Annotated in this window: 23 protein-coding genes and 1 pseudogene; 16 read left to right on the top strand and 8 right to left on the bottom strand. The window is 66.8% G+C overall.

Annotation, left to right across the window (positions count from 1 at the left end; all coding sequences use genetic code 11):
- Nucleotides 1-240: 240 nt before the first annotated feature.
- The 4 genes from LO787_RS07965 to accD all read right to left on the bottom strand — a co-directional run bounded on the left by LO787_RS07965 (nucleotide 241) and on the right by accD (nucleotide 4,056).
- On the bottom strand, nucleotides 241-1,188 hold the full coding sequence (locus tag LO787_RS07965) for an acetyl-CoA carboxylase carboxyltransferase subunit alpha (protein WP_232496284.1): 948 nt from the start codon (nucleotides 1,186-1,188) through the stop codon (nucleotides 241-243).
- Between the two features lie 198 nt (nucleotides 1,189-1,386).
- Nucleotides 1,387-2,739 carry an acetyl-CoA carboxylase biotin carboxylase subunit gene (gene accC, locus LO787_RS07960; protein WP_232495307.1) on the bottom strand — a complete coding sequence of 451 codons (1,353 nt, stop codon included), beginning with the start codon at nucleotides 2,737-2,739 and terminating at the stop codon, nucleotides 1,387-1,389.
- 13 nt (nucleotides 2,740-2,752) lie between these two features.
- Entirely contained in the window at nucleotides 2,753-3,211 is a 459-nt protein-coding gene (gene accB / locus LO787_RS07955) for an acetyl-CoA carboxylase biotin carboxyl carrier protein (protein ID WP_232495306.1), read from the bottom strand.
- Nucleotides 3,208-4,056, bottom strand: a complete 849-nt coding sequence (gene accD, locus LO787_RS07950; RefSeq protein ID WP_232495305.1) for an acetyl-CoA carboxylase, carboxyltransferase subunit beta — start codon at nucleotides 4,054-4,056, stop codon at nucleotides 3,208-3,210. Before accD ends, accB begins: the two co-directional genes overlap by 4 nt.
- Nucleotides 4,057-4,470: 414 nt before the next feature.
- Between accD and fdhD the strand changes: the two genes are divergently transcribed.
- The 4 genes from fdhD to LO787_RS07930 all read left to right on the top strand — a co-directional run bounded on the left by fdhD (nucleotide 4,471) and on the right by LO787_RS07930 (nucleotide 7,776).
- Nucleotides 4,471-5,301, top strand: a complete 831-nt coding sequence (fdhD, locus tag LO787_RS07945; RefSeq protein WP_420847794.1) for a formate dehydrogenase accessory sulfurtransferase FdhD — start codon at nucleotides 4,471-4,473, stop codon at nucleotides 5,299-5,301.
- 78 nt (nucleotides 5,302-5,379) lie between these two features.
- Nucleotides 5,380-6,588, top strand: a complete 1,209-nt coding sequence (locus LO787_RS07940; protein ID WP_232495304.1) for a toxic anion resistance protein — start codon at nucleotides 5,380-5,382, stop codon at nucleotides 6,586-6,588.
- A gap of 5 nt (nucleotides 6,589-6,593) precedes the next feature.
- Nucleotides 6,594-7,304: a hypothetical protein gene (locus LO787_RS07935; RefSeq protein WP_232495303.1), complete on the top strand. Its 711-nt coding sequence runs from the start codon at nucleotides 6,594-6,596 to the stop codon at nucleotides 7,302-7,304.
- A gap of 76 nt (nucleotides 7,305-7,380) precedes the next feature.
- Nucleotides 7,381-7,776: an EthD domain-containing protein gene (locus LO787_RS07930; RefSeq protein WP_232495302.1), complete on the top strand. Its 396-nt coding sequence runs from the start codon at nucleotides 7,381-7,383 to the stop codon at nucleotides 7,774-7,776.
- Nucleotides 7,777-7,847: 71 nt separating this feature from the next.
- Here the strand turns inward: LO787_RS07930 and LO787_RS07925 are convergent, their stop codons facing one another.
- The 3 genes from LO787_RS07925 to LO787_RS07915 are packed head-to-tail and all read right to left on the bottom strand — an operon-like array spanning nucleotide 7,848 to nucleotide 10,104.
- Complete coding sequence (locus LO787_RS07925; protein ID WP_232495301.1) at nucleotides 7,848-8,390, bottom strand: nuclear transport factor 2 family protein; 543 nt, start codon at nucleotides 8,388-8,390, stop codon at nucleotides 7,848-7,850.
- Nucleotides 8,387-9,196 carry an SDR family NAD(P)-dependent oxidoreductase gene (locus tag LO787_RS07920; RefSeq protein ID WP_232495300.1) on the bottom strand — a complete coding sequence of 270 codons (810 nt, stop codon included), beginning with the start codon at nucleotides 9,194-9,196 and terminating at the stop codon, nucleotides 8,387-8,389. The genes LO787_RS07925 and LO787_RS07920 overlap by 4 nt, the downstream gene beginning before the upstream one ends.
- A 23-nt stretch (nucleotides 9,197-9,219) precedes the next feature.
- A complete protein-coding gene (locus LO787_RS07915) occupies nucleotides 9,220-10,104 on the bottom strand; it encodes an SMP-30/gluconolactonase/LRE family protein (protein WP_232495299.1) in 885 nt (294 codons plus the stop codon).
- 169 nt (nucleotides 10,105-10,273) lie between these two features.
- Here LO787_RS07915 and LO787_RS07910 point away from each other — a divergent pair, with 169 nt between their 5' ends.
- The 12 genes from LO787_RS07910 (at nucleotide 10,274) to LO787_RS07855 (ending at nucleotide 24,262) form a co-directional block, all read left to right on the top strand.
- Nucleotides 10,274-10,963: an SRPBCC family protein gene (locus tag LO787_RS07910; RefSeq protein WP_232495298.1), complete on the top strand. Its 690-nt coding sequence runs from the start codon at nucleotides 10,274-10,276 to the stop codon at nucleotides 10,961-10,963.
- Nucleotides 10,960-11,829, top strand: a complete 870-nt coding sequence (locus LO787_RS07905; protein ID WP_232495297.1) for an FAD binding domain-containing protein — start codon at nucleotides 10,960-10,962, stop codon at nucleotides 11,827-11,829. The genes LO787_RS07910 and LO787_RS07905 overlap by 4 nt, the downstream gene beginning before the upstream one ends.
- A complete protein-coding gene (locus LO787_RS07900) occupies nucleotides 11,826-12,311 on the top strand; it encodes a (2Fe-2S)-binding protein (RefSeq protein ID WP_232495296.1) in 486 nt (161 codons plus the stop codon). The genes LO787_RS07905 and LO787_RS07900 overlap by 4 nt, the downstream gene beginning before the upstream one ends.
- Nucleotides 12,308-15,019, top strand: coding sequence for a xanthine dehydrogenase family protein molybdopterin-binding subunit (locus LO787_RS07895; protein WP_232495295.1), 2,712 nt, complete (start codon nucleotides 12,308-12,310; stop codon nucleotides 15,017-15,019). Before LO787_RS07900 ends, LO787_RS07895 begins: the two co-directional genes overlap by 4 nt.
- Before the next feature lie 132 nt (nucleotides 15,020-15,151).
- Complete coding sequence (locus tag LO787_RS07890; RefSeq protein ID WP_232495294.1) at nucleotides 15,152-15,367, top strand: hypothetical protein; 216 nt, start codon at nucleotides 15,152-15,154, stop codon at nucleotides 15,365-15,367.
- Between the two features lie 83 nt (nucleotides 15,368-15,450).
- The gene (locus LO787_RS07885) at nucleotides 15,451-17,553 is read left to right on the top strand and encodes an FUSC family protein (protein WP_232495293.1); all 2,103 of its coding nucleotides are present in this window, start codon (nucleotides 15,451-15,453) and stop codon (nucleotides 17,551-17,553) included.
- A complete protein-coding gene (locus tag LO787_RS07880) occupies nucleotides 17,550-17,762 on the top strand; it encodes a DUF1656 domain-containing protein (RefSeq protein ID WP_232495292.1) in 213 nt (70 codons plus the stop codon). Before LO787_RS07885 ends, LO787_RS07880 begins: the two co-directional genes overlap by 4 nt.
- Nucleotides 17,759-18,694 (top strand): efflux RND transporter periplasmic adaptor subunit, encoded by a 936-nt coding sequence (locus LO787_RS07875; RefSeq protein ID WP_420847793.1) that lies wholly within the window; start codon nucleotides 17,759-17,761, stop codon nucleotides 18,692-18,694. The genes LO787_RS07880 and LO787_RS07875 overlap by 4 nt, the downstream gene beginning before the upstream one ends.
- Nucleotides 18,691-20,151 (top strand): efflux transporter outer membrane subunit, encoded by a 1,461-nt coding sequence (locus LO787_RS07870; protein ID WP_232495290.1) that lies wholly within the window; start codon nucleotides 18,691-18,693, stop codon nucleotides 20,149-20,151. Before LO787_RS07875 ends, LO787_RS07870 begins: the two co-directional genes overlap by 4 nt.
- A 199-nt stretch (nucleotides 20,152-20,350) precedes the next feature.
- Nucleotides 20,351-20,752, top strand: coding sequence for a (2Fe-2S)-binding protein (locus LO787_RS07865; RefSeq protein WP_276574173.1), 402 nt, complete (start codon nucleotides 20,351-20,353; stop codon nucleotides 20,750-20,752).
- Nucleotide 20,753: 1 nt separating this feature from the next.
- On the top strand, nucleotides 20,754-22,922 hold the full coding sequence (locus LO787_RS07860) for a xanthine dehydrogenase family protein molybdopterin-binding subunit (protein WP_232495288.1): 2,169 nt from the start codon (nucleotides 20,754-20,756) through the stop codon (nucleotides 22,920-22,922).
- Nucleotides 22,919-24,262 carry a cytochrome c gene (locus LO787_RS07855; RefSeq protein WP_232495287.1) on the top strand — a complete coding sequence of 448 codons (1,344 nt, stop codon included), beginning with the start codon at nucleotides 22,919-22,921 and terminating at the stop codon, nucleotides 24,260-24,262. Before LO787_RS07860 ends, LO787_RS07855 begins: the two co-directional genes overlap by 4 nt.
- 127 nt (nucleotides 24,263-24,389) lie before the next feature.
- On the opposite strand, the pseudogene wrbA reads toward LO787_RS07855, so the two are convergent.
- A pseudogene (gene wrbA, locus LO787_RS07850) lies at nucleotides 24,390-24,983 on the bottom strand (NAD(P)H:quinone oxidoreductase); the annotation flags it as partial.
- Nucleotide 24,984: the final 1 nt, after the last annotated feature.

Genomic DNA, 24,984 nt, shown 5'->3' with positions numbered 1-24,984 from the left:
CCTGTCGGGGAACCGGACTACCGGCAGGGGGTGTTGACGTCCAACACCATTAACCGGACATGGTGTGCGAGAAATTGGAGCGGGGTGGGGAGAGCGATCCGCCGTCGATGTAAAACGAGGGGGCTTCGACAGGCTCAGCCTGAGCGGGGAATAGAGATAAGCTCTAAACCCCGCTCAGGCTGAGCCTGTCGAAGCCCCCTCGTCCTATCGCCTCCGGAGCAGGTCCGGGACGATGAAGTCTCAGAGCGAGCCGATCGCCAGGAAGCGCTCTTCGCGCTGGCGGATCAGTTCGGCGGGCTTGCGACGACCCAGCGCATCCAGTTCGCGACCGATGGCATCGGCGAGAGCGCTCGCGGTAGCCGCCGGATCGCGGTGGGCACCGCCGACAGGCTCGGACACGATGCCGTCGATGACCTTGAGGCCGAGCAGATCCTGCGCCGTCACCTTCATCGCGGTGGCCGCATCGGCTGCCTTGTCGGGCGTGCGCCACAGGATCGAGGAGGCACCCTCGGGCGAGATCACCGAATAGACCGAGTGCTCCAGCATCAGCACGGTGTTGGCCGCCGCGATGGCGACCGCGCCACCCGAACCGCCTTCGCCGACGATCACCGCGACCATCGGCACGCCAAGCGCGAGGCAGGCCTCGGTCGAACGCGCGATGGCTTCGGCCTGACCGCGTTCCTCGGCCTCGACGCCGGGGAAGGCGCCTGCCGTGTCCACCAGCGTCACGACGGGCAGGCCGAACTTGCTGGCCATCTCCATCAGGCGGATCGCCTTGCGGTAGCCTTCGGGCTTGGCCATGCCGAAGTTGTGCTTGATGCGGGTCGCGGTGTCGTGGCCCTTCTCATGGCCGATGACCATGACCTTGCGGCCGCCCAGCGTGGCGAAGCCGCCGATGATCGCCGCGTCCTCGCCATAGAGGCGGTCGCCGCCGAGCGCGACGAAGTCGGTGAACATCAGGCGCAGGTAATCGACGAAGTGCGGGCGCTGCGGATGGCGGGCGACCTGCGTCTTCTGCCAAGGCGAGAGCTTGGCGTACGTGGCCGCCAGCATGCCGCTGCTCTTCTTCTCGAGCTTGCCGATCTCGCTCTCGATGTCGAGGTCGCTGCCGTCGGCGGTCGCACGCAGTTCGGCGATGCGCGCTTCCAGCTCGGCGATCGGCTTTTCAAAATCGAGGAACGAAATCATGCTTATCCAGTCCGTGTCGTCGGCGGGAGAGTGCCCGGCCGATACCACAATGCCTTTACTCACTCGTCACCCTGAACTTGTTTCAGGGTCCATTGTGCCGATCGACCCGCCGTGTGGGCCGAGGGGTGGACCCTGAAACAAGTTCAGGGTGACGCGGTGGTATGGGGAAGGCGTCACACCCGCCCCATACCAGTTAGTTCAGTTCGCGGCCCGCTTCGCCAGCCATTCTTCCAGCCACTTGATCGTGTAGTCGCCGGTCTTGAACTCGGGATCGTCCAGCAGAGCCTGATGGAGCGGGATCGAGGTCTTGACGCCGTCGATCACCATCTCGCCCAGCGCACGCTTCAGGCGCATGATCGCGCCCTCGCGGGTACGGCCCGAGACGATCAGCTTGCCGATCATCGAATCATAGTACGGCGGGATGCGGTATCCGGCGTAGAGCCCGGAATCGACGCGCACGTTCATGCCGCCCGCCGCGTGGTAGCCCGTGACCTGCCCCGGCGAAGGGGTGAAGTTCCACGGGTCTTCCGCGTTGATGCGGCACTCGATGGCGTGGCCCTTGAACTCGATCTCTTCCTGACGGAACGAGAGCGGCTGTCCGTCGGCAACGCGGATCTGTTCGCGGACGAGGTCGACGCCGGTGATGGCCTCCGTCACCGGATGCTCCACCTGCAGGCGGGTGTTCATCTCGATGAAGTAGAACTCGCCGTTTTCCCAGAGGAACTCGATCGTACCCGCACCGCGATAGGCCATGTCGGCCATCGCCTTGGACACGATGCCGCCCATGCGGTCGCGCTCTTCGGGGGTGATGACCGGCGAGGGGGCCTCTTCCAGCACCTTCTGGTGGCGGCGCTGGAGCGAGCAGTCGCGTTCGCCCAGATGGACCGCATGGCCGTTACCGTCGCCGAAGACCTGGAACTCGATGTGGCGCGGGTTGCCGAGGTACTTTTCCATGTAGACCGTGGCGTCGCCGAAGGCCGCCTTGGCCTCCGAACGGGCCTGGCCCATCTGGCTTTCCAGTTCCTCGGCGGAGTTCACGACCTTCATGCCGCGACCGCCGCCGCCCGAAGCGGCCTTGATGATGACCGGATATCCGATCTTCTCGGCCAGTTCGCGCGCCTCGGCGAAGTCCTCGATCGCACCGTCCGAGCCAGGGACGAGCGGGAGGCCCAGCGCGCCAGCGGTGCGCTTGGCCTCGACCTTGTCGCCCATCGTGCGGATGTGCTCGGGCTTGGGGCCGACCCACTTGATGCCGTGTGCCTCGACGATCTCGGCGAAGCGGGCGTTCTCGGAGAGGAAGCCGTAGCCGGGATGGATCGCGTCGGCCTGCGTGATCTCTGCGGCAGAGATGATCGCGGCGACGTTGAGGTAGCTGTCCTTCGCGGCGGGCGGCCCGATGCAGACCGCGTGGTCTGCCAGGCGGACGTGCATCGCGTCGGCGTCGGCGGTCGAATGGACCGCCACGGTCTCGATGCCCATCTCGTGCGCGGCACGATGGATGCGCAGCGCGATCTCGCCGCGGTTGGCAATCAGGAGGCGCTTGATGGCCATGTCAGTCCCGCTCTCAGCCGATCACGACGAGCGGCTGATCGAATTCGACCGGCTGCTGGTTCTCGACGAGGATCTGGGTGATCGTGCCGCCCTTGGGCGCTACGATCTGGTTCATGACCTTCATGGCCTCGACGATGAGGAGCACGTCGCCGGCCTTCACGGTCTTGCCGACGGTGACGAAGTCAGGCGCGCCGGGCTCTGCGGCGAGGTAGACGGTGCCGACCATCGGGGACTTCACGGCATCGACCGGAGCGGCCGGGGCAGCGGCAGGCGCGGCCTCGACGGCGGCGGGTGCGGCAGCGACCGGAGCGGCGGCGGCAGGCGCGAAGGCCGGCATGGCGGCGGCCATCTGCTGGATCATCTGGCGCGAGACGCGGATCTTGCGATCGCCATCCTCGACCTCGATCTCGGAAAGGCCGGTTTCGGCCAGCAGTTCGGCGAGCTCGCGAACGAGGGCGCTATCGATATTCACGCGACTTCCTTTCGTTGAAGGTATCCGAGCAGCGTTGCCAGCGTGCCTTTGAGGTCCTTGCGGTGGACCACCATGTCGACCATGCCGTGGGCATGGAGGTACTCGGCGCGCTGGAAGCCGTCGGGGAGTTTCTCTCGGATCGTATCCTGGATCACGCGCTGGCCGGCAAAGCCGATGAGCGCGCCGGGCTCCGCGATCTGCACGTCGCCGAGCATCGCGTAGCTGGCGGTGACGCCGCCGGTGGTGGGATCGGTCAGAACGACGATGTAGGGCAGGCCCGCTGCGGCAAGGCGACGGGTCGCCACGGTGGTCTTGGGCATCTGCATGAGAGACAGGATGCCCTCCTGCATGCGCGCGCCGCCCGCAGCGGTGACGATGACATAGGCGCACTTTTCGGCGATGGCCTTCTCGACACCGGCGACGAACGCCTCGCCCACCGCCATGCCCATCGAGCCGCCCATGAAGGCGAAGTCCTGCACTCCCACCACCGCCTTGGTGCCGTTCAGTGCACCGTAGGCGTTGGTCAGTGCATCGGGGTACGGGTTGGCGGCGCGGGCGGCCTTGAGGCGGTCGGGATACTTCTTGGTATCGCGGAAATTCAGCGGATTTTCGGGCACCTTGGGCGTCGGCAGGACCGTGTAGCCCGCGTCGAGCAGCAGGTCGAAGCGCGCCTTGGCGCCGATGCGGCCATGATGCTCGCACTTCGGGCACACCGAAAGGTTGGCCTCGAACTCCTTGATGAAGAGCATCTCGCCGCAGCTCTGGCACTTCATCCAGAGGTCATCGGGCGTATCGCGCTTGGCGAGGCTCGATATGGAATTGCGGACCTTGCTGAGCCAACTCATTTCGGTTTCGTACCAATCCTGCAGAAAAAGGGCCTTCGAGACCGGCCTTTTTCCCTGTTTCGGCGCGTCTCGAACACGACCGGCTGCGACCCGGTTCGCCTCATTGCCGAGGACGCCGGAGCCGGTACGAGGCGCGCCCATTAGAGGAATCCGCGGTAGGGTCGCAAGCCAATTCGGGTTGGCCTGTGGGCAACTACGCATCGATTGCATCGCCGGGGCGTAGCGGGAGAGCGATGCCATGAGCTATATTGGATACATAATAGAAATTTTCCTCGGCGATTGTCCGATATTTTCGGATAATTGGATGCATCCTGATGTCTCGACTTTGAACAAGCCTTTTGCGCATCAGCAGGCTTGATCCCGTGCCACAAGAGGGCCTTAAAGAGCCATCAGCGCCCGCTTAAGGAGGCAGTAGTGGACAATCGCGAGCATTCGGTCGGCTCCGTCCCGATCATCGTCCGCCGCAACGCCTACGACGATGCCGATGGCGACGCGCACGAATTTCCCGTGCCCGTAGAGGCACCCATCGCCATCGAGACCAACGGCATCGCCTATGCCGTGATGATGGCGACACCGCTCCAGATCGAGGACTTTGTGATCGGCTTCATCATGGCGGAGGGGCTCGCGCAGCCCGACGAGGTGGGAGAAGTGGCGGTCCATTCGACCGATGACGATCGCTGGGGGCGCGGTTACGTCGCCCGCGTAAATCTGCCGCCCGAACGCCTCGGCCCGATCCTGGAGCGCGCGCGCCGCCGCGTGGGAGACAGTTCCTGCGGTATCTGCGGTATCGAGGGCGTGGAGTCGGCCCTGCGCCCGCTGCCACCGCTGACGCGAGCCTCTCAGAGCAGCCCCGCTGCGATCCGGCGCGGGCTGGATGCCATGCGGGAGCGGCAGGAACTGGGCAATCTGACTCGCGCCACCCATGCCGCTGCATTCTGCGACGAGAGCGGCAACCTGCTGGCACTGCGCGAGGATGTCGGGAGGCACAACGCCCTGGACAAACTGGTCGGCGCCCTCGCGAGTCAGAAAATCGATATTGGACATGGTTTTATCGTCATAACCTCACGCTGTTCCTACGAACTCGTCGAGAAGACCGTGCGCGCCGGGTGTCCGCTGCTGGTGACGATTTCCGCGCCGACCGACCTTGCCGTGCGGCGTGCGCAGGCGGCGGGGCTCAGGCTCGCGGTGGTCGCGCGCGACGATTCCATGCTCATGGTCGATCCCGGTCAGCCGTTCGTCGAGTAGTAAGCTGCGGTTATCCTTGCAGTCCGCCCGGCGCGCACATAGGTTTGCCGACAACCGGGTTTTCACGAGGATTTCTACATGGCTACGGCCACTGAAACTGTTGGCGAACTGAAGCTCACCCCGCCCGATCCGGTGCCGACCGTCGCGCCCGCGCAGGCTGCGGGGCTGGTTCCCGTGGGAGACGAGGCGAAGTCGAAGCTGCAGGTCCGCGTCGACGAGTTCGTCAACGATCTCGTCGCTTCCGACGCCGCCTCGCCCGAATTCGGCCGCAAGGTGGACCAGATCACCAACATGGGCCGCAAGGAGATTTCCGAGGCGTCCGGCCATTCCAACCGCTTCCTCGACCGCCCGGTGCGGGCGATGGACAAGGACGCGGGCGTCGGAGCGGACCTTGCCGAACTGCGCCGTACCGTCGAGGATCTCGATCCGAGCCAGAAGGGCAATCTGCTGGCGCCGCGCAAGATTTTTGGCGTGATCCCCTTCGGCAACAAGCTGAAGAACTACTTCGACGGCTACCAGAGCGCGCAGGGCCACATCAGCGCGATCCTCGCCCGCCTTCAAGGCGGCAAGGACGAGTTGCTGATGGACAATGCCGCCATCGACGTGGAGCGCCAGAACCTCTGGGCGGCGATGGGCAAGCTCGAACAGATGATCTACATGGCCCGCACGCTCGACGATGCGCTGGAGCAGAAGGCCAACGATCTCGACCATATCGATCCCGCCAAGGCCAAGGCCGTGCGCGAATCGGCGCTGTTCTATGTCCGCCAGCGCACGCAGGATCTGCTGACGCAGATGGCGGTGTCGGTGCAGGGCTATCTCGCGCTCGATCTGGTGAAGAAGAACAATGTCGAACTGGTGAAGGGCGTCGACCGCGCCTCCACCACCACGGTCGGCGCGCTGCGCACCGCCGTCACGGTGGCGCAGGCGATGGCGAACCAGAAGCTGGTGCTCGACCAGATCACCGCGCTCAACACCACGACCGCGAACATCATCGACGGCACCGGCCAGATGCTCAAGGACAACACCGCACGCATCCACGAGCAGGCGGCGAACTCCACGATCCCGCTGGAGACGCTCAGCCGCGCGTTCCAGAACATCTACGACACGATGGATTCGATCGACACCTTCAAGCTCAAGGCGCTCGATTCGATGAAGCAGACGGTCACTTCGCTCGAAGGCGAGATCGGCAAGTCGAAGGCCTACATCGCCCGTGCGCAGGGCCAGTCCGAAGGACTTGCCGCCGGTGACGATACCGCCGCCAGGACGCTGCTGGAGGCTCTGGACTGAGCGACATGGCCCAGGTTCCAGCCAAGAACTCCCAGCGCGTCTCGCAGGACATCGTGCGCGCCGCCCGGCGTCAGCGCGCCGCGCGCATCTACAATGCCCGCAAGGAGCAGTGGCGCTTTCGCATGCGCCGCCTGCGCCGGGCGTTCCTTGCCATGGCGGGCATCTACATCGCCGGGCTGGTGGCGGCGCTGGCGCTGGGCGGGGTGTCCTTCACCGCGACGCTGCTGACGTTCCTGCTGGGCGTCGCGGTGTTCACCGTGCTCTCGATCTACCCGGCGACGCCGCGCACGCATGTCGAAGACCTCAACGCCGCCAGCCTGCCGGAGCTGGCCGGTTCGACCGAGCTGTGGCTGGAAGGCAAGCGCAAGGCGCTGCCCAACGCGGCGGTCGATGCGGTGGACATGATCGGCGTGCGCCTCGAACAGCTTGCCCCGCAACTGGCCATGCTGGACGAGCGCGGCCCCGCTGCGCGCGAGGTCCGCAAGTTGTTGACCGAGCACCTGCCCGAGATGGTCAACAGCTATACCCGTATCCCGGCGCAGCTTCGCGGCAAGCAGGGCGCGGGCGGCACGTCGCCGTCCGAGCAGCTGGTCGATGGCCTGTGCGTCATCGCCGACCAGATCGAGGCAATGAGCGAGGACTTGTCCCGCAACGACGTCGATGCGCTCGCCACGCGCGGGCGGTTCCTCGAAGTGAAGTACCTCGACAAGGAGTAGGGTCTGATCGCCCCGGCGGCGGGTGTCGCCTCGGTCGCCGTGCTACCTCTCGTCCCGACAAGAGGGGGAGGCGGCGATGGCGTACAAGATCCTGCTGTTCATGAAGCGGCGGCCGGACATCTCGGTCGAGGCGTTCCGCGACTATTACGAGACGCGCCATGCGCCGCTGGCGGAGAAATACTCGCGAGGGGTGAGCCGCTATATCCGGCGCTACATCGATCCGCAGCCGCACCCGGAGACCGGCGCTTTCACCGATGGGCCGGACGTCATCACCGAACTGTGGTTCGATGACGAAAAGGTCTGGCGCGCCACGCTTGGCTACATCACCACCAGCCTGATGCCGGACGAAATCGTCGCGGACGAGGCGAACCTGTTCGACCGCGCGTCCTTTCGCATCGCTACGGTGGTGGAGCGGGAGTCGGAACCAAGATCGCTGGCTGATGGCCCGGGGGCTTCGACAAGCTCAGCCTGAGCGGATTTGAGAGAATACCGCCAAAGGCCGCTCAGGCTGAGCTTGTCGAAGCCCCGGCGGCAGGGTGCGCTTTACCACCGCACCCCTTCCTCCTTCGGCTTCCACGTAATCGGTCGCTCGTAGGACGGATCCTCCCGGCTCCACTGGTGCTTGAGGAAGCCCTTCACCGCATCAGAGAAGACCCAGTTCGGATCGGCGTCCGCCGTCATCTCGATGGTGCAGCGGCGCACGGCAATGCGCCATTCGCCGCCCCGTTTCTCCAGCCGGTCGAGGTAGCGGCCGAACGCGATGGAGGTGTGGCCGGAATCCTTCCAGAACAGCCCGCCGACCACGTAAGTCTCGCAATTGGCGGTGTCGCCGTCGATGTCGCACAAGTGGTTGGTGATGTTGTGGCTGGTGGCCTGGAAGGCGGCGCGGTGCCCGGCGTTGGCGCGATGGGGATAGTCGGGCGCGAAGGTCACGACCGCGCCGTGTTCGTCCACGCCGTCCTCCCACCAGCACGAGGCGATCTGCTCCGCATCCTGCCGATCCCGCGCGCGGCATTCGCGCACGATACAGTCGAGGATGTCCTGGCGGTCCTTCAGGTATGCCACGGTGGCTGCAAGGTCGCTCACTGCCCGCTGCCTTTCGCGTTGAGGAGGCCGATGATCCCGCCGTCGACCCGGATATCCACCCCGCTGACATAGGACGCGTCGGGCGAGCACAGGAATTCGGCGACGGAGGCGATCTCATCGCCGTGGCCCATGCGGCGCTGCGGGACCATGCCGATCAGGCCGCGCAGCTGCTCATTCGCCTCCGCTTCGGCACGGCCCATCGGGGTGTCGATGAAGCCCGGCGCGATCGAGGCGATGCGCAGTCCCTTCGCACCGAAGGCCGGGGCGTCGCGCTCGACGATACCGATGACCGCCCGCTTGGAGATGGCATAGGCCATGCCCGGATGGTCCATGTACCCGGCGATACCGTCGCGCGAGCCGGTGGTCACGAAGTCGCGGATCGAGGCCAGCAGGGCCGGATCGCCGAGCATGTAGGCCGAGACGGACGAGATCAGCACCGCGCAGCCGCCCTCGGTAAAGTGCGGCAGGAGCCCGGCGACGAGCCGCTCGGTCGCGTCATAGTTCACCGCGAATATGCGCGCGCCGTCGCTCATCGTGGGCGAGAGGCCCGCCGTATGGATCAGGGCGCCGATCCCCGCTCCGTCCAGCGCGGCAATGGCCTGCTCGGCAAAGTCCGGCGCGGCGATGTCGGCGGCGAGCACCGTCACGGTTCCGGCTGCGGGGCGCAGTTCCTCTGCCAGCGCCTCAAGCCGTGCGGCGTCGAGGTCGCACAGCAGCAGCGCCCTGCCCTGCGCGGCGAAGCGGTGGGCGGCGGGGCGGCCCATGCCGCCAGCGGCTCCGGTGATGACGACGGTTCCGGTGGTCATGCTTTCTCCATGCTCTTCGATTGTCATGTAAGGTCGAACCGCGTCGGCGCGATCTTCACTCCGGGCACCGGCGAGCGGCCGCGCTGGAGAGTCGAGGTGCCCGAGAGCGGCCGCCCGGTGCGCAGGCTCTCCCCGGCATCGGCGGGAACGAGGGTGATGTAGATGTCGCGCCCGTCCGCGCCGCCGAAGCGCACTTGCGTCGTCGCGCCCGGCGGGGTGGGCAGGGGTGGTAGTTCCACGCCGTCCGGCGTCACGCGGTGGATGATGCCGGGCGAATAGACGCCGGGAATCCAGATCGCATCCTCGGTGTCGATGGCAAGGCCGTCGCAATCGTTGCGGTCGAGCAGGACGCGGCGGTCGGTCAGCGTGAGGTCGGGCGTGACGCTCCACGCCAGTCCCTGCCCGAATGTCTCGGAGCAGTAGAACTGCGCGAGGCGGGGGTTGTAGCCAAGCCCGTTGGTGAAACGTAGTCCGTCGGCCAGGCGGATCGTGCGGCCATCGCGGGTCAGCCGCCAGATCGCCGTGGGCCGCGCCGGTTTCGCGGCGATGACGTGCTCGATGTCGAGAGTGCCGAAGAACATGCCGCCTTCGCCATCGGGCCACATCTCGTTGATGCCGTTGACCGGCTCGCCGTCGAGCGTGTCGATCAGCCAGCCCGACGTGCCGGTGTCCGGGCGGTTCCAGCGCACTCCGCCCTGACCGCTGGAGAGCACCGCGCCGTCTTCGTTGATGAGGATGCCGCCGGTCCACATGCGTTCGGGATCGAGCACGGCCACTGGGGCGCCGTCGGGCAGGACGCCATGGACCCCGCCGCCCAAGACGTCGCTGTACCAGATGACGTCGCGCGCGTGATCGACCGCGAGGCCCTCAAGGTACACCCCGCTCGCCAGCGTCTCGTACTCCAGCATGTTCCTCTCCTTGGCGCGCACGCTAGCAGTCCGGCGCGTCTGGGCGAGGGGAAGGGCAACGCCGGGGCGGTATCGGGCGGAACATAAGATCCATAGTCGCTCATAAATACTTGCATCGCGGACTGTCCCGGCGTTCAATCCTTGAAACGAAAGGCTGGGAGACACCGCAATGCAGATGACGGGCGAGCAGCGCATCGCCGCGCCGAGGCCGAAGGTCTGGGAGGCGCTCAACGATCCCGCGGTGCTGGCCCAGTGCATTCCCGGCTGCCAGAGCCTTGAGCGGGAAGGGGACGACGGTTTCCTAGCCGTGGCGGAAGTGAAGATCGGACCCATCGGCGCGCGGTTCAAGGGCAATGTCCAGCTGTCCGATCTCGACGCGCCGAACGGCTATACGATCACCGGATCGGGCAACGGCGGCATCGCGGGTTCGGCCAAGGGTGGGGCAAAGGTGCGCCTGTCCGACGTGGAGGGCGGCGGCACGCTGGTCGCCTACGAGGTGGACGCGGAAGTCGGGGGGCGCATGGCGCAACTGGGCGGGCCGATCATCGATGCGACCGCGAAGAACCTTGCGGGCAAGTTCTTCGGCAGGTTCGGGGAAGTCGTCGGCGGAAGTGCGCCGGCGCCATCTACCGCCACGACGGCCACTGCGGCTGCCTCTGTGCCGCCGATCATGGCCGCCGCGCCGGTTCAGGCGGGGCCGGTGATGCTGTGGGGCTGGGTATCGGCCGTGGTGCTGGCGCTCGTCGCCGGGTACATGCTGGCGTCGGTGGGAACCACGGCGATGCTGGTCGTGCCGATCCTGCTGGTCGTCACCGCCGCTGCCGCCTACGAAGCGGGCCATCGGGGGATCGGCTCGTGAAGCCCGCGCCGTTCGATTATGTGCGCCCCTCCGGCATCGAGGAGGCGTGCCGCACCCTTGCCGAAGCGGGCGGCGGCGCGACGATCATCGCGGGCGGGCAGACGCTGATGCCGCTGCTGAACCTGCGGATGAGCCAGCCGTTCATTCTCGTCGACATCAACGGCATCGCCGATCTGAAAGGTGTCTCGCAGGTCGAGGGCGGCACCCGGATCGGTCCGGCGACGCGGCAGGCGGATGCGCTGAAGGACGCAACGCTGGCGCGGCATCTGCCTGCCTTCGTCACCGCGCTCGGCCATGTCGGGCATTACCAGACGCGCAACCGCGGGACCATCGGCGGTTCCGTGGCGCTGGGGGAGCCGGCGGCCGAGATGCCCGCGACCGCCGTGGCGCTGGGCGCGCGGATCGAGATCGCATCGGTGCGCGGCACCCGCACGGTCGCGGCGGATGCCTTCTACCTCGGCCCGTACATGACGGTGCTGGAGACGGACGAACTGGTGACGGGCATCGTCTATCCGGACTGGCCGGACGGCCACCTCGTCCTGTTCCGGGAAGTGGCGCAGCGGCCGGGAGACTTCGCGCTCGTCGGCATGGTCGGGGCGCTGGTGCTGGAGGGCGGCACGGTGACGCGGGCCGGGATCGCGTGGTTCGGCATGGGGGCGACGCCGATCCGGGCGCGGCAGGCGGAAGCGGCGCTGCTGGGCACCGCGCTCGACCGCATCGACCCGCAAGCCGTGGCACGCGCCGCGGTGGCCGACACCGCCCCGTTCGACGACCATCACGCCAGCGCGGAATACCGCCGCACCATAGGCGCGCGCATCTTCGCCCGTGCTCTGGCCGAGACGCTGGACCTCAGGAGCGCGGCATGAGCGAGCATCGCATCGACCTCACCGTCAACGGCCTGCGCCATTCGGCAAGGGTGGAAGCGCGCACCGGGCTGGGCGAATTCCTGCGCGACGCGCTGGGCTATACCGGCACGCACCTCGCCTGCGAACATGGGGTCTGCGGTGCCTGCACGGTCATGGTCGATGGGGTGGCCATGCGATCGTGCCTGATGCTGGCGGTGCAGGCGGACGGTGCCGAGGTGACGACGGTGGAGGGCCTCGCCGCGCCGGACGGCACGCTCCATCCGGTGCAGCAGGCGCTCAAGGACAACTTCGGCCTCCAGTGCGGTTTCTGCACGCCGGGCGTCGCGATCACCCTCGCCACCGTTACGCGCGACAATGCGGGCGTGGAAGGCGCGGCGATGGAGGAGGCGCTGACCAGGGCGATGTCCGGCCACATCTGCCGCTGCACCGGCTATCAAGGCATCCGCCGCGCGATCCGCCAATTGTCGGAGACGGCGCGATGAACGTTCACGCGAAGAGCGTCGGTGCTGCGCGCTATGTCGGGGCCAGAACCCCGCGCAAGGAGGACGGGCGCCTGCTCACCGGGCGGGGCCAGTTCACCGACGACGTGCGCGTGCCGGGGATGCTCCACGTCGCCTACGTCCGGTCGCAGGTGGCGCGCGGGCGAATCCTGTCCATCGACATCAAGGCCGCGCGCGAGATGCCGGGCGTCCATGCGATCTACACGCAGGCCGACCTTTGCGCCGTTCCGGTGAACTTCCAGACCTTCTTCTTCACGCCGGTGGAGGCCCCGGTGACGCTGCTTGCCGACGGTCGCGTCGCCTGCGTGGGGGAGCCCATCGCCATGGTTGTCGCCGAGAGCCGTGCGCTGGCGGAAGACGCGGCATCGCTGGTCGAAGTCGCGATCGAGGAGGAAAAGCCCGTCGTCACCATCGCCGATGCGAAAGTCGGCCCGCTCGTCCACCCCGAGCGCGACGACAACGTGGCGGCGGAAATGGGCGACGAGGACACGCGCGACGCGATCCAGCCGGTGCTCGATGCCAGCGCCCATGTCGTCACCACGCGCATCCGCCACCAGCGCATCGCCCAGTCCCCGATGGAAGCGCGCGCCTGCGCCGTCTCTCCGGAAGGAGAGAACGAGATGACGGTGTGGATCGGCTGCCAGAGCCCGCACCTTGCCGCGCGTTACATCGCGCTGGTGCTCGGGCTGCCGCAGGAGGCGATCCGCGTGATCGCGAAGGATGTGGGCGGCGGCTTCGGCCTCAAGAACATCCCGTGGAAGGAGGAACTGGCGGTCATCGCCGCGGCAAAACTGCTGCGCCGTCCGCTCAAGTGGATCGAGGATCGCTTCGAGGCGCTGACCGCCTCCAGCCACGCGCGCGATCAGGACGTGACGCTGACGGTGGGCTTCGATGCCGAGGCGCGGCTGCAGGCGGCGTGGTGCGACTATGCCTGCAACAACGGTGCCTGGCCCATGGGCGAGGACGCCAACATCGCCGTCCACATGTTCATGTGGCCCTGCTACAAGCTGCCCGCCTACGGCTTCGTGACGCGCGGGTGGTACACGAACACGATGGGCCTCGGCGCCTATCGCGGGCCGTGGGCGATGGAATCGCTGGTGCGCGAGACGCTGCTGGACAAGGCCGCGCGCCGGATCGGCATTGATCCGATCGAACTGCGCCGCCGCAACCTCGTCTACCTGACCGACCAGCCGCACACCTCCACACTCGGCATCCCGGTGGAGGACATCACGCCCGGCGAGTGCCTGGAAAGGCTGGTCGCCAATGTCGATTTCGCCGCGTTCCGGCGCGAGCAGGTCGAGGCGCGCAAGCAGGGTCGCTACCTCGGCATCGGCGTCGCCACCTATATCGAGCCGACCGGCGCGGCAGGCTCCATGGCGCCGATGACGGGCGAGACGGTGCATCTGCGCATCGAGCCGACCGGCAAGGTGGTCGCCATGCTCTCCACCCATTCGCAGGGCCACGGCACCGCGACGACGATGGCGCAGGTCATCGCGGAGCAATTGGGCGTGCCTTACGAGGACGTGGCGGTCTACGAAGGCGACAGCGCCATCGGCGCGTTCTCTCCGGGTGCGGCGGGCAGCCGTCAGGGCGTCATCGCCGGGGGCGCGACGTGGAAGGCGGCGCAACTGCTGGCGGACAAGGTGAAGCTGGTCGCCGCGCACCTCTCCAACGCCAGCGTCGATGCCGTGGTCATCGAAGGCGGCATGGTCCACATCGCGGGCGCGCCGGAAATGTCCCGCTCGCTGCGCGAGGTCGCCGAGATCGCCTACGGGGAGCCCGGTCGCCTGCCGGAAGGCGCGGCGACCGGGCTGGAGGCGCAGTTCCGTTACCAGCCGCCGCCGATGACGATGACCAGCGCCGCTCACTGCTGCATGGTGGAAGTCGACGCCGAGACCGGCTTCGTGAAGATCCTGCGCTGGATCAGTTCGGAGGACTGCGGCACCGTTATCAACCCCGGCGTCGTCGAAGGGCAGATCGCGGGCGGGCTGGCGCAGGCCATCGGGCAGGTGCTGCTGGAGGACATGCCTTACGACGCGCGCGGCAATCCGCTGGCGGCGACGTTCAAGGACTACAGGATGCCGACGATCTCCGACGTGCCGGATTTCGAGTACCTGCACGCCAGCACGCCGTCGCAGACCATCGGCGGGATGCGTGGGGTGGGCGAGGGGGGCTGCATCATCGGCCCGCCGACACTGGTGAACGCCATTGCCGATGCGCTCAGCCCTTTCGGAGAGATCGACGAACTGGTGCTGCCGCTCACCCCGGCGCGCATCCTCGACGTGATCGAGCGGCGCGACGTGTCCGGTACGCGAGCGCATCTGGAGGGGGTGACGCCCGAGCCGGTCGTGGAGGAAGTCGCTCCGGAGGAGATGGCGGCCCCAGTTGGCGCATCCGGCATCGAAGGCGACTGGAACATGGTGCTCAAGACGCCGATGGGGCCGCAGGCGATGGTCGCGCACTTCGACTGCGAAGGGACTGCGGTCTGCGGCTATCTGGAAGCGCCGGAAGGCCGGCAGGACTTCGCGGGCGGGGTGCTCTCGGGCAACCAGTTGAAGTTCGAGATGAAGGTCGAGAAGCCGATGAAGATCACCCTCAAGTACGACCTGACATTTGACGGCGACTCGGTCTCCGGAAAGTGCAAGATGGGCATGTTCGGATCGGCCAAGGTCAGCGGCGAACGGGCCTGACCGGACTGCGCATTTATATGAGGGACATGCGGTTTTACCTCAATTAACCTCGGTGGAGCGCAGTGCCGTGATAGCTTCCCGCTCTGTTCCGGTTCAGTGGGAGCCGGAACGTTTCGGGGCTCGAACAAGACCATGGCCACGCGACTGTCTCTCTCCGATCCGGACGACCTCGGAAGCGATATCGTCGGGGATGAGATTGACCTCAGGATTGCCGAGTATGCCGTAGCGCTCAGCGCCTGGCGTGCCGCTGCCCTGACGCGGCGGGTCAGCCGGGCCCAGAGGCTTGCCGCGACCTCCCGCGAGCGTCAGCAGATGCTCGCCATGCGGTCCAAGTTCGGCATCGAGTAGCCAGCCCATGCTGCCGCCGGGGGGTGCGCGCCCTGCGCCGGTAGTGGCGGACTGCACCGACCTCGCCGTCAGGGCCTGACGCCATGGCAGCCGCCGCACCAGCACCGCCGCTCAGCGTCCGGGGCACATGGTGTGCGCTCCGCATCCCTACGGGCCATGACGTCCTGTTCTCGGCCAAGGCGGCGCTGGCGGCTTCGCTCTGTCTGCTGATCGGGTTCAGCCAGCATCTGGAAAACCCCTACTGGTCGGCGCTCACAGTCTATGTGCTGGTCGGCCAGCCGGAAGCGGGGGCGATCCGGTCCAAGGCAGTGTTCAGGCTGGTTGGCACGCTCGTCGGCGGGGTGATTTCCATCCTGCTGGGCATGGCCTTCGCCAGCAATGTCGGCGCGCTCCTCATCGCCTCGATCATTATGATCCTTGTCACCTACTATCCCAAGACCATCGACCGCACGCCGACGAGCTACACCTGGTTCTCGGCGCCGCTCACCATCGCCGTCATCGCGATCACGCAGGCGCCCGTGCCGGGAACGATCTTCGCTTTCGCGATGACCCGCATGGCCGAGATCGCGCTGGCCATCCTGATGGTCGGGCTGGTCGACAGCGCGATTGCGCCGCGTAGCGCTATGCCCGCTTTCGTGCGGACCATGACCGACTGGCGCGACCGTGCAAGCGAATGGGCCGGGGCCGCTCTCGCCCCCGATGCATCCGCCGCCACCGCGGCGCGGCAGGAACGGCGTCTCGGCCTGCACAAGCTGGCGGGCCTGCTTGTCCCGCTGGACGGTCTCGCGGTGCAGCTTCCCTACGATATCGTCCCGCGTCCGCCGGGCAGGCGGGAGATGCGGCTGATCCGGCTGACCATCGGGCACCTGATAGCCCATTTCGGCTCGGCCAACATATGGGTCGATGCAGCGCGGTGCAGTTCCCACGGCGCAGAGGCGTTCGAAGCGCTCGTCCAGGAAACACGCGACTGGCTGCTCGACCGCCATGCCCTCGACGATCCGGCGATCCTTGAGCATGCGACGCGGGGAGAGGCGCTGTCCGAACGCCTAGCCGCCTTCGAGACGCACATGGCGCTGGCGCAGGACGACGACACGCTCGTCCGCGCGGTGACGTTGCTGCGCCTCGTCGATCTCGTCGAGCACTGGAGCCGAATGGAGCAGACGCTTCACGCCGTTGCGACCGGCAAGGCGCTGCCACGGCTTCTTGCGATTGCCGCGAAGCAGGCGAAGCCGATCCGCAGCACCGACTTCCTGCTCGGCCTGATCGACATGGTGCCGCTTGCGCTGGCGCTCACGCTCTGCGCGGCGCTGTGGTACTCTACGACCTGGACCGCGAGCATCGCGGCGATGGTCTTCGTGTTCATCTCGCTCGGCTTCGTGATCGGCACGCCCGGAGCGCTGCAGGCGGCCAACGGCATTACCGTGTGGATCACGGGCACTTCGGTGATGGCTCTGGTCTACCAGTTCCTCGTTCTGCCACGGGTCACGGCCTTTCAGGTACTGCTAGGTGTTCTTCTGGTCGTGCTGTTTCCGCTGGGGCTGCTTGCCGCCATGTCCCCGGCAGGGGTGCTGATGTTGGCTAATGGCTTCGCGTTCCTCGGCCTGCAGAGCGCCTATACGGCCGATCCCAACGTTACGCTGGAACTGCTGTTCGGATCGCTGGCAGGCTGTTTCATCGCCGCTGCCGCGCTCCACCTGTGCCGGTTCGATCGCGACCGCTTCCATGCGCGCAGGCTGGAAATCGGCCTGCGCCAAGACCTTATCGACATCGCGCGCAACCGCCGCGTCCCTGATCGCGACCGGTTCCTGTCGCTCAGCGTGGACCGCATGGCACTTTACTATGGCATAGTCGATGCGCTGCCAGCCGCCGATCCGCTCCATCGCGCTGACCTCGTCGACACCTTCCGCACGGCCGCAAACCTGCTGCGGATGCGCCTGCGGGAAAGCGCTGTCTCCGACGATACCGCCGCAGCGGCGAGGACCGTCCGCGCCGGTTTCGCCGCGCTGTGCGAAGGGCAGCCGGAGCCGGGACGCGAGCAGTTGCTGGGGCAGGTTGAGGTAGCCTGCCGCGCCGCACTCGCCGAGCCTCCCGGCCCCGCGCGGACGCAGATGCTCGCCGGACTGGTGGGCCTGCGCCTGTCGCTCACCGCGCCGCCCGCATTTTCGCAGGATGGGCAGGCGGCATGAACAACGAACTGCTCATCGGCGGCGTCCTGTTCTCCCCGATCGTCGCCGCCTGCGTGCTGGCGCTGATCGGGACCACATTGCTGTCGATGCTGCTGGTGCGCATCGGCTTCTATCGACTGACCTGGAACAGGCCCTTGGTGGAGGTCTCGATCTTCTGCATCCTTCTGGCGGCGGCGGGCTGGCTGCCCTTCGTGGGCATCTCCACATGACGCGCGTGGCGACAGACATCGGGCGCGTCGTGCTGACGCTGCTCTTCCTCGGCGCGGCGGTGATCGCGCTTATCTACCTGTGGCGGCGCTATGAGAACGACCCATGGACGCGCGACGGCAAGATCCGCGCGGACAGCGTGGAAGTCGCGTCCGACGTTTCCGGCCTCGTCACGCAGATCCTGGTCCACGATAACCAGTTCGTGAAGACCGGGACGGTGCTCTTCGTGGTAGACAAGGAGCGCTTCGCAGCCCAACTCGAACAGGCAGACGCTGCCGTTGCAAGGGCGCAGGCGACACTGGCCAATGCCGCGCGTGAACAAGGGCGCTACATCGCGCTGGGCGATCTTGTCAGCCGCGAGGAGCGCGACCAGCACGTCACCGCCGCCGACGTCGCCCGCGCGGCGCTGCGGCAGGCGCAGGCCGATCGCCGCGTCGCCCGGATAAACTTCGACCGCTCCGACGTGCGCGCCCGGGTGGACGGCTACGTCACCGGGCTCACAATGCGACCGGGCGACTACGTGACGAGTGGCGCCGCACGTTTCGCATTGCTGGATACGTCCAGCTACTACGTGCTGGGCTATTTCGAGGAGAACAAGCTCCACCGCATCCACACCGGAGACCGCGCGCGGATCGTGCTGCTGGGCGATACGCGGCCACTCTACGGGCACGTCGTCAGTATGGCTGCAGGCATCACCGACCGCGAGGATACCGCCCGCGCCGGAACGCTGCCGAACGTGAATCCGACGTTCTCGTGGATCCGGCTCGCCCAGCGGGTGCCGGTGCGACTAGTGATCGACAAGGTGCCAAAAGGCATGAGGCTGGTTGCCGGACGCACCGCCAGCGTTATCGTGCTGCCGACCACGCATCCGACGGATAAGCCCGCCAAGAAGGCTTCGCTCGCTCCGCCTGCGGCACCGGCGTCCGGGCGATGAAGGCGCGCCACACCGCGCTTGCGGTGCTGGGACTGGCGGCATCGTGCTCTTCCGGCCCGGATTACCGTCCTCCGGCGACCCTGACGTCGCCTGCCACTGCACCGTCACTGCTGGAAGCCGCCGCGCCCGAGTATCTGACCGCAGAGCCACCGGCGCAGTGGTGGCGTCTCTACGAAGCGCCGGAACTCGACGGGCTGGTGGACAAGGCGATGCGGCGCAATACCGATCTGCGCGCCGCGCTGGCCAGCCTGGAAGCCGCCGAGGCGGGCCTCCGCGCCATCGAGGTCGAACGCACTGTCCAGACCGGGTTGTCCGCCAGCACGACTTACGGACAGGCCTCGGCCGATCAGGTCGGCGCGTCGAGCGCGCTCGATCCCGGCCCTGTCTTCGCTTGGGGTCAGTCGGTCTCCTACGACTTCGACCTGTTCGGACGCATCAAGCGCGGGATCGAGGCTGGTACGGCGGATGTCGAGGTGGCCCATGCAGCGCTCGATCTCACCCGCGTGAACGTCGCAGCCTCGGTGACGGGGGCCTATGCAGCGGTCTGCGCGGCAGGCAACCAGATCGCGGTCACCAACCGCTCCATAACCCTTGCCCGCAACATCGTCTCGGTGACGCAGCGCCGGTTCAGGGGCGGGATAGCGGGCATCAACGATGTGGTGCGCGCAAAGGCGCTGCTGGCGCAGACCGAGGCGAGCCTTCCGGTCTATGTCGCGAGGCAGAGGGCCGGCCTCTACTTCTTGGCAACGCTTGTCGGCGATCCGCCCGAAGCGTTCCCCGTGGCTGTTGCGCAATGCGCGGTGCCTCCCGCGATCCGCGATCCGATCCCCGTCGGCGACGGGGCCTCGCTGCTGGCCCGCCGTCCCGATGTCCGGCAGGCTGAGCGGCGCCTGGCCGCGTCGGTCGCGCGGATCGGGGTCGCGACGAGCGCGCTCTATCCCTCCATCACGCTCGGCGGCCAGGTGGGCATCGTCGCGACGCGGAGCAGCGACATCGTGCGCGACCGCGCCTTTCGTTGGGGCCTCGGGCCGCTGGTGCAATGGACGTTCCCCAACACCCGCGCCGCGCGCGCCGGCATCGCGGAATCGAACGCGCTTGCGCGTGAGCGGCTTGCCCTGTTCGACGGCACTGTTCTCACGGCGTTGCGGGAAACGGAGACCTCGCTATCCGCGCTGGCCCGGCAACTCGATACCGAGCGCAGCCTTCGGGACGCGCGGCAGGAGGCCGCTGTCGCGGCCCGCAATACGGAACGGCTCTACCGGGGCGGCGTCGGCCAGTTCATCGACACCCTCGACGCCGAGCGCACGCTGATCCAGGCGGACGCGGCGCTGGCCGAGGCGACCGCGCGGGTCTCTGATCTTCAGGTGAGGTTGTTCCTCGCACTCGGAGGAGGGTGGCAAGATGCTCCACCACTATCAGAAACTTCTCTCGGCGAGGTGACGGGCGAGCGCAGATAGGCCCTACGTCGCCGGATTTACGGCGATTCACGAAGTTTAACCTCGCTCTTGGACACATAAGGACTAAACTCGGCGTGCAGGCAAGCGGGGCTACAGACAAGGGTGTCCGGGTGGCCGGCGAGCCGTGCAGGTTCGAGGTCTCGCGATGATTGCACTGACCATAAACGGGGAAGCGCGGCAGGCTGACGTTCCACCCGACATGCCACTGCTCTGGGTGCTGCGCGACGTGCTCGGCCTGACTGGGACGAAGTACGGTTGCGGCATCGCCCAGTGCGGCGCCTGCACTGTCCACATGGATGGTCGTCCGGTACGCTCCTGCGTCCTGCCGGTCGGCACGGTGGGATCTCGCGCCATCACCACCATCGAAGCCATCGGGGAGGAGCCTGACGGCGCCCGCGTCCAGAAGGCCTGGCTGGACCTGGAAGTCATCCAGTGCGGCTATTGCCAGTCCGGACAGATCATGGCGGCGGCGGCATTGCTCAGGGACATTCCACACCCGGACGACAGCGACATCGACGCCGCTCTGGCCGGCAATATCTGCCGCTGCGGCACTTACGTGCGCATCCGCGAGGCGATCAAGCATGCAGCGGCGGGCGTCTGACATGGCCGCGCAACCTGACACGATCGGACAAGCCGCACGCGTCACCCGGCGCGGGGTTCTGGCGCTCGCCACCGGTGGCGCGCTCGTGGTGGCGCTGCAACTCCCGCTCTCGGGCCGCAGCGAGGCCGAAGGTGCAACGCTGGCGCGCAACGGCTTCATCCGGATCGCTCGCGACGGCAGCGTGACGCTCATCATCCCACAGGTCGAGATGGGACAGGGCATCTACACGGCGCTGGCGATGGTCCTTGCCGAAGAACTCGACGCGGACTGGGCAAGCGTGAAGGTCGAGCACGCGCCAGAGGACAAGGCACTTTACGCCAATCCGCTCCTGCAGGAACAGATCACCGGCGGCTCCACGTCGGTCCGTGCGTTCTGGATGCCTCTGCGCAAGGCCGGGGCGGGGGCGCGGGCCTGCCTCGTCGCAGCGGCGGCGGGTAAGCTTGGCGTCACGGCATCGAGCCTGCGCACCGAGAAGGGTGTTGTCATCCACGACGCCTCCGGGCGACGCCTGCCTTACGCCAGCCTGATCGACCGCGCGGCAGGACTTTCCGTGCCCGAAGACCCGGTGCTCAAGACACGGGACACCTTCAGCCTGATCGGCAAGCCGCTGCACCGCCTCGACACGCCGCCGAAGACCGACGGGAAAGTCATATACGGCATCGACGCCATGCCGCCGGGCGTAAAGTTCGCGACGCTGCGGATCAGTCCCGTGCTCGGCGGTCGCGTTGTCAATGTCGATCGCAGCGGCATCAAGGACATTCCCGGCGTGCGGCAGGTCGTGGTGCTCGACGACGTTGTTGCGGTCGTCGGCGATCACATGTGGGCGGCCAAGCGTGGGCTCGACGCGCTCGACATTCGATGGGACGAGGGCTCGAACGCCAGGGTCGATACCGCGATGATCTGGGACCGGCTGCGCAACGCCAGCAAGCGTGACGGCGGCGTGGCCCGCAACGACGGCGATGTTGCCAAGGCCTTCGAGGACGGTGACGTATTCACCGCCGAGTACGAGATGCCTTTCCTCGCCCATACCTGCATGGAGCCGATCAACTGCACGGTGCATATGCGCCCCGGAGAGGCCGAGATCTGGATCGGTACGCAGGTGATGACCCGGGTGCGGGATACCGTTGCCAAGGTCGCCGGCATCCCGCGCGAGAAGGTCCACATCAACCAGCACCTCATCGGCGGCGGTTTCGGGCGCAAGCTCGAACCCGACATGGCAGGATATGCCGCGCGGATCGGGAGGGAAGTGGAAGGGCCGGTCAAGGTCGTCTGGACGCGCGAGGAGGACGTGCGGCACGACTACTTCCGCCCATGCTATCACGACACGCTTTCCGCGCGCGTGCAGAACGGAAAGATCACGGCATGGAAGCACAAGGTCGCGGGGTCTGCGATCACCGCCCGCTTCGCGCCCGTGGTCTTCAAGGACGGCGTGGATGTCGATGGCGTAGAAAGCGCGCACGACATGCCTTACGACATTCCCAACATGCGCGTCGAATTCGTGCAGGAGGAGCCTCCCGGCGTCCATACCGGATGGTGGCGCGGCGTTGGCCCCAACAACAACGTCTACGCCATCGAAAGCTTCATCGAGGAACTGGCGCGGCGGGAGAAGGTCGATTCCATCGAGTTCCGCCGTGCACATCTCGGCAAGGCGCCGCGCGCTCTGGCCGCGCTCGACCTCGCGCGCGAGAAATCGGGCTGGGGAACAATGCTGCCGCCCGGGTGTGGCCGTGGGGTGGCCGTCCAGAACTCCTTCGGGAGCTTCATCGCCACCGTGGTCGAATGCGAAGTGGACGACTATGGCGAGATCAAGTTGCGTCGGGTCATCACCTGCGTGGACACCGGTGTGGTGGTCAATCCCAACTCCGTGATCGCGCAAATGCAGGGCGGCCTGATCTACGGCCTGACGGCGGGTCTATATGGTGAGATCACGCTGAAGAACGGCCGCGTCGAACAGTCCAACTTCCACGACTACCGCGCCTTGCGGATCGACCAGACCCCGCCGATCGAGGTTCACATCATTCCCAGCGCCGAGCTTCCTGGAGGGCTTGGCGAGACCGGCACCACCGCCTCCGTTGCTGCGCTGCGCAACGCGATCTACGATGCCACCGGCGTGCCGCTGCGCAGGATGCCCGCAGAACGCGCTCTGATCGCGAAGGAGGCGCGGCCATGACCCGGCGCTGGAAGATCATCCTCGGTGTCGGTGCCGCCGCTGCGGTCGTGATCGGCGCGCCGCTCACGTGGCATATGCTGCCGCCGGGGCCGTTCAGCTTCGTCGGGGGCAGGAACGTCTCCCTGGCAGAATACGGAGGACCGAGCCCCGTTGGCGTGCCAGCACAGCTGCGCAATGCCAGCCTCGTCGAACGGGGTAAGTACATCACCGAGGCTGCCGACTGCGCCGCGTGCCACACTACCACCGGCGGCACCCCCTATGCCGGTGGTCGCGCATTCCGCACGCCTTTCGGCACGCTCTATTCTCCGAACATCACTGCGGACAAGGAAACCGGCATCGGCACCTGGACCGACGCGGACTTCGTGCGTGCGGTGCATCAGGGCATCGCGAAGGACGGCACGCGGCTCTATCCAGCCTTTCCCTACGAGTCCTATTCGCTGCTGACTGACGACGACGTGAAGGCGATCCGGGCCTACCTGTTCAGCCTCCCGCCGGTGCGCGCCGAGACGCCGGCAAACGCCATGAAGTTCCCGTTCAACCAGCGCTCGCTGATGGCGTTCTGGTCGTTCTTCTATAACCCTGACAAGCGCTTCCGGCCGTATCCCGACCGTTCTCCGGAATGGAACCGCGGAGCCTACGTGACCGAGGCGCTCGCGCACTGCGGGGACTGCCACACGCCCCGCAATCTCGGGCAGGCGCTGGATAACCGTAACAAGTTCGCAGGTTTCGTAGTCGACGGCTGGAATGCCTACAACATCACGCAGGACCGGGATTCCGGCATAGGCGCGTGGACGGACGATCAGATCGTCGAATACCTCAAGACCGGGCACACGGTCGGCCGGGGCGGTGCGGGTGGTCCCATGGCCGAAGTGGTGGAGGTCAGCCTCAGCCGTATGGCGGAATCCGATATCAGGGCGATGGTGACGTACCTGCGCACGATCCCGTCCGTCCGCACGCCGGACCTGCCTGCGCCCAAGGCGGAAGCCGCATCGGACTCCCACCGCAAGATGACTGGCACTTCGGACGCGCGGGGCAAGCAGGTGTTCCAAGGCGCCTGCGTAAGCTGCCATGGCTGGTCGGGCAACAGCCTGCTCACGCCCGAGGCGACACTGATCGGCGCGCGCTCGGTCAACGACATCTCGGCCGCCAACGTCGCGCTGGCCGTCCTGAGCGGCATCGAGCGGCCTGCGCCGGGCTTGTCCATGCCTTCATTCCGCCGCGCCTACACCGATGCAGAGGTCGCCGCCGTCGCCAACTACGTGACGGCGCGGTTCGGAGCCAAGGGTTCAGCGCTTACGGCTAAGGATGTCGCGGAGCTGCGCGCCCAGTCGGAGCCCTGAGGCAGCGACCGGACGCGCAGTTCGACAAGTTCGGAAGAGATCAGGGCTCGGTGATCGAGGCCGGATCGCTGGCAGGGAAGCTGTCGCTCAGTGCATCGTCGAGCGCGTCGGATGCCCCGGCCGGTGGGTGAAGCTTCATCGCCACCTCGGCGATGCGCTTGCCCTGATAGTGTGCCCCGGCGAGTTCTTCCTCACCCGGTTGACGGCTACCGTCCGCCCCGGCGATGGTGGTCGCACCATAAGGCGCACCGCCGCGAACGATGTCCACGCCCATTTGGCCTGCGAAGCCGTAGTCCAGCCCGACGACGACCATGCCGAAGTGCAGCAGGTTGGTGATGATCGAGAACAGCGTCGTTTCCTGTCCCCCATGCTGGCTACCGGTCGAGGTGAAAGCCCCGCCGACCTTGCCGTTCAGCGCACCGCGCGCCCAGAGGCCGCCGCCCTGATCGAGAAACGCCGCCATCTGGCTCGACATGCGGCCGAAGCGGGTGCCCGTGCCGACGATGATCGCATCATAGTCGGCAAGATCGGCGATGGCTGCGACAGGAGCGTCCTGGTCGAGCTTGAAATAGGCACCCTGCGCAACGTCGAGCGGCACCGTTTCCGGCACCCGCTTGACATCGACCTGCGCGCCTGCGGATCGAGCACCTGCGGCGACGGCATTCGCCATCGTTTCGATATGTCCATAGGACGAATAATAGAGCACTAGAACTTTCGCCATC

It is taken from the genome of Novosphingobium kaempferiae (assembly GCF_021227995.1).
Lineage (GTDB): Bacteria > Pseudomonadota > Alphaproteobacteria > Sphingomonadales > Sphingomonadaceae > Novosphingobium > Novosphingobium kaempferiae.
The sequence above is the reverse complement of the archived record's forward strand: the minus strand, read 5'-3'. Positions and strand labels throughout refer to the sequence as shown.

Bases quoted from the DNA above. Each gene is read 5' to 3' on its own strand.
- LO787_RS07965 (WP_232496284.1), bottom strand. From the start codon at position 1,188: ATGATTTCGTTCCTCGATTTTGAAAAGCCGATCGCCGAGCTGGAAGCG.
- accC (WP_232495307.1), bottom strand. From the start codon at position 2,739: ATGGCCATCAAGCGCCTCCTGATTGCCAACCGCGGCGAGATCGCGCTG.
- accD (WP_232495305.1), bottom strand. From the start codon at position 4,056: ATGAGTTGGCTCAGCAAGGTCCGCAATTCCATATCGAGCCTCGCCAAG.
- LO787_RS07940 (WP_232495304.1), top strand. From the start codon at position 5,380: ATGGCTACGGCCACTGAAACTGTTGGCGAACTGAAGCTCACCCCGCCC.
- LO787_RS07935 (WP_232495303.1), top strand. From the start codon at position 6,594: ATGGCCCAGGTTCCAGCCAAGAACTCCCAGCGCGTCTCGCAGGACATC.
- LO787_RS07930 (WP_232495302.1), top strand. From the start codon at position 7,381: ATGGCGTACAAGATCCTGCTGTTCATGAAGCGGCGGCCGGACATCTCG.
- LO787_RS07920 (WP_232495300.1), bottom strand. From the start codon at position 9,196: ATGACCACCGGAACCGTCGTCATCACCGGAGCCGCTGGCGGCATGGGC.
- LO787_RS07915 (WP_232495299.1), bottom strand. From the start codon at position 10,104: ATGCTGGAGTACGAGACGCTGGCGAGCGGGGTGTACCTTGAGGGCCTC.
- LO787_RS07910 (WP_232495298.1), top strand. From the start codon at position 10,274: ATGCAGATGACGGGCGAGCAGCGCATCGCCGCGCCGAGGCCGAAGGTC.
- LO787_RS07900 (WP_232495296.1), top strand. From the start codon at position 11,826: ATGAGCGAGCATCGCATCGACCTCACCGTCAACGGCCTGCGCCATTCG.
- LO787_RS07895 (WP_232495295.1), top strand. From the start codon at position 12,308: ATGAACGTTCACGCGAAGAGCGTCGGTGCTGCGCGCTATGTCGGGGCC.
- LO787_RS07890 (WP_232495294.1), top strand. From the start codon at position 15,152: ATGGCCACGCGACTGTCTCTCTCCGATCCGGACGACCTCGGAAGCGAT.
- LO787_RS07885 (WP_232495293.1), top strand. From the start codon at position 15,451: ATGGCAGCCGCCGCACCAGCACCGCCGCTCAGCGTCCGGGGCACATGG.
- LO787_RS07880 (WP_232495292.1), top strand. From the start codon at position 17,550: ATGAACAACGAACTGCTCATCGGCGGCGTCCTGTTCTCCCCGATCGTC.
- LO787_RS07875 (WP_420847793.1), top strand. From the start codon at position 17,759: ATGACGCGCGTGGCGACAGACATCGGGCGCGTCGTGCTGACGCTGCTC.
- LO787_RS07870 (WP_232495290.1), top strand. From the start codon at position 18,691: ATGAAGGCGCGCCACACCGCGCTTGCGGTGCTGGGACTGGCGGCATCG.
- LO787_RS07865 (WP_276574173.1), top strand. From the start codon at position 20,351: ATGCCACTGCTCTGGGTGCTGCGCGACGTGCTCGGCCTGACTGGGACG.
- LO787_RS07860 (WP_232495288.1), top strand. From the start codon at position 20,754: ATGGCCGCGCAACCTGACACGATCGGACAAGCCGCACGCGTCACCCGG.
- LO787_RS07855 (WP_232495287.1), top strand. From the start codon at position 22,919: ATGACCCGGCGCTGGAAGATCATCCTCGGTGTCGGTGCCGCCGCTGCG.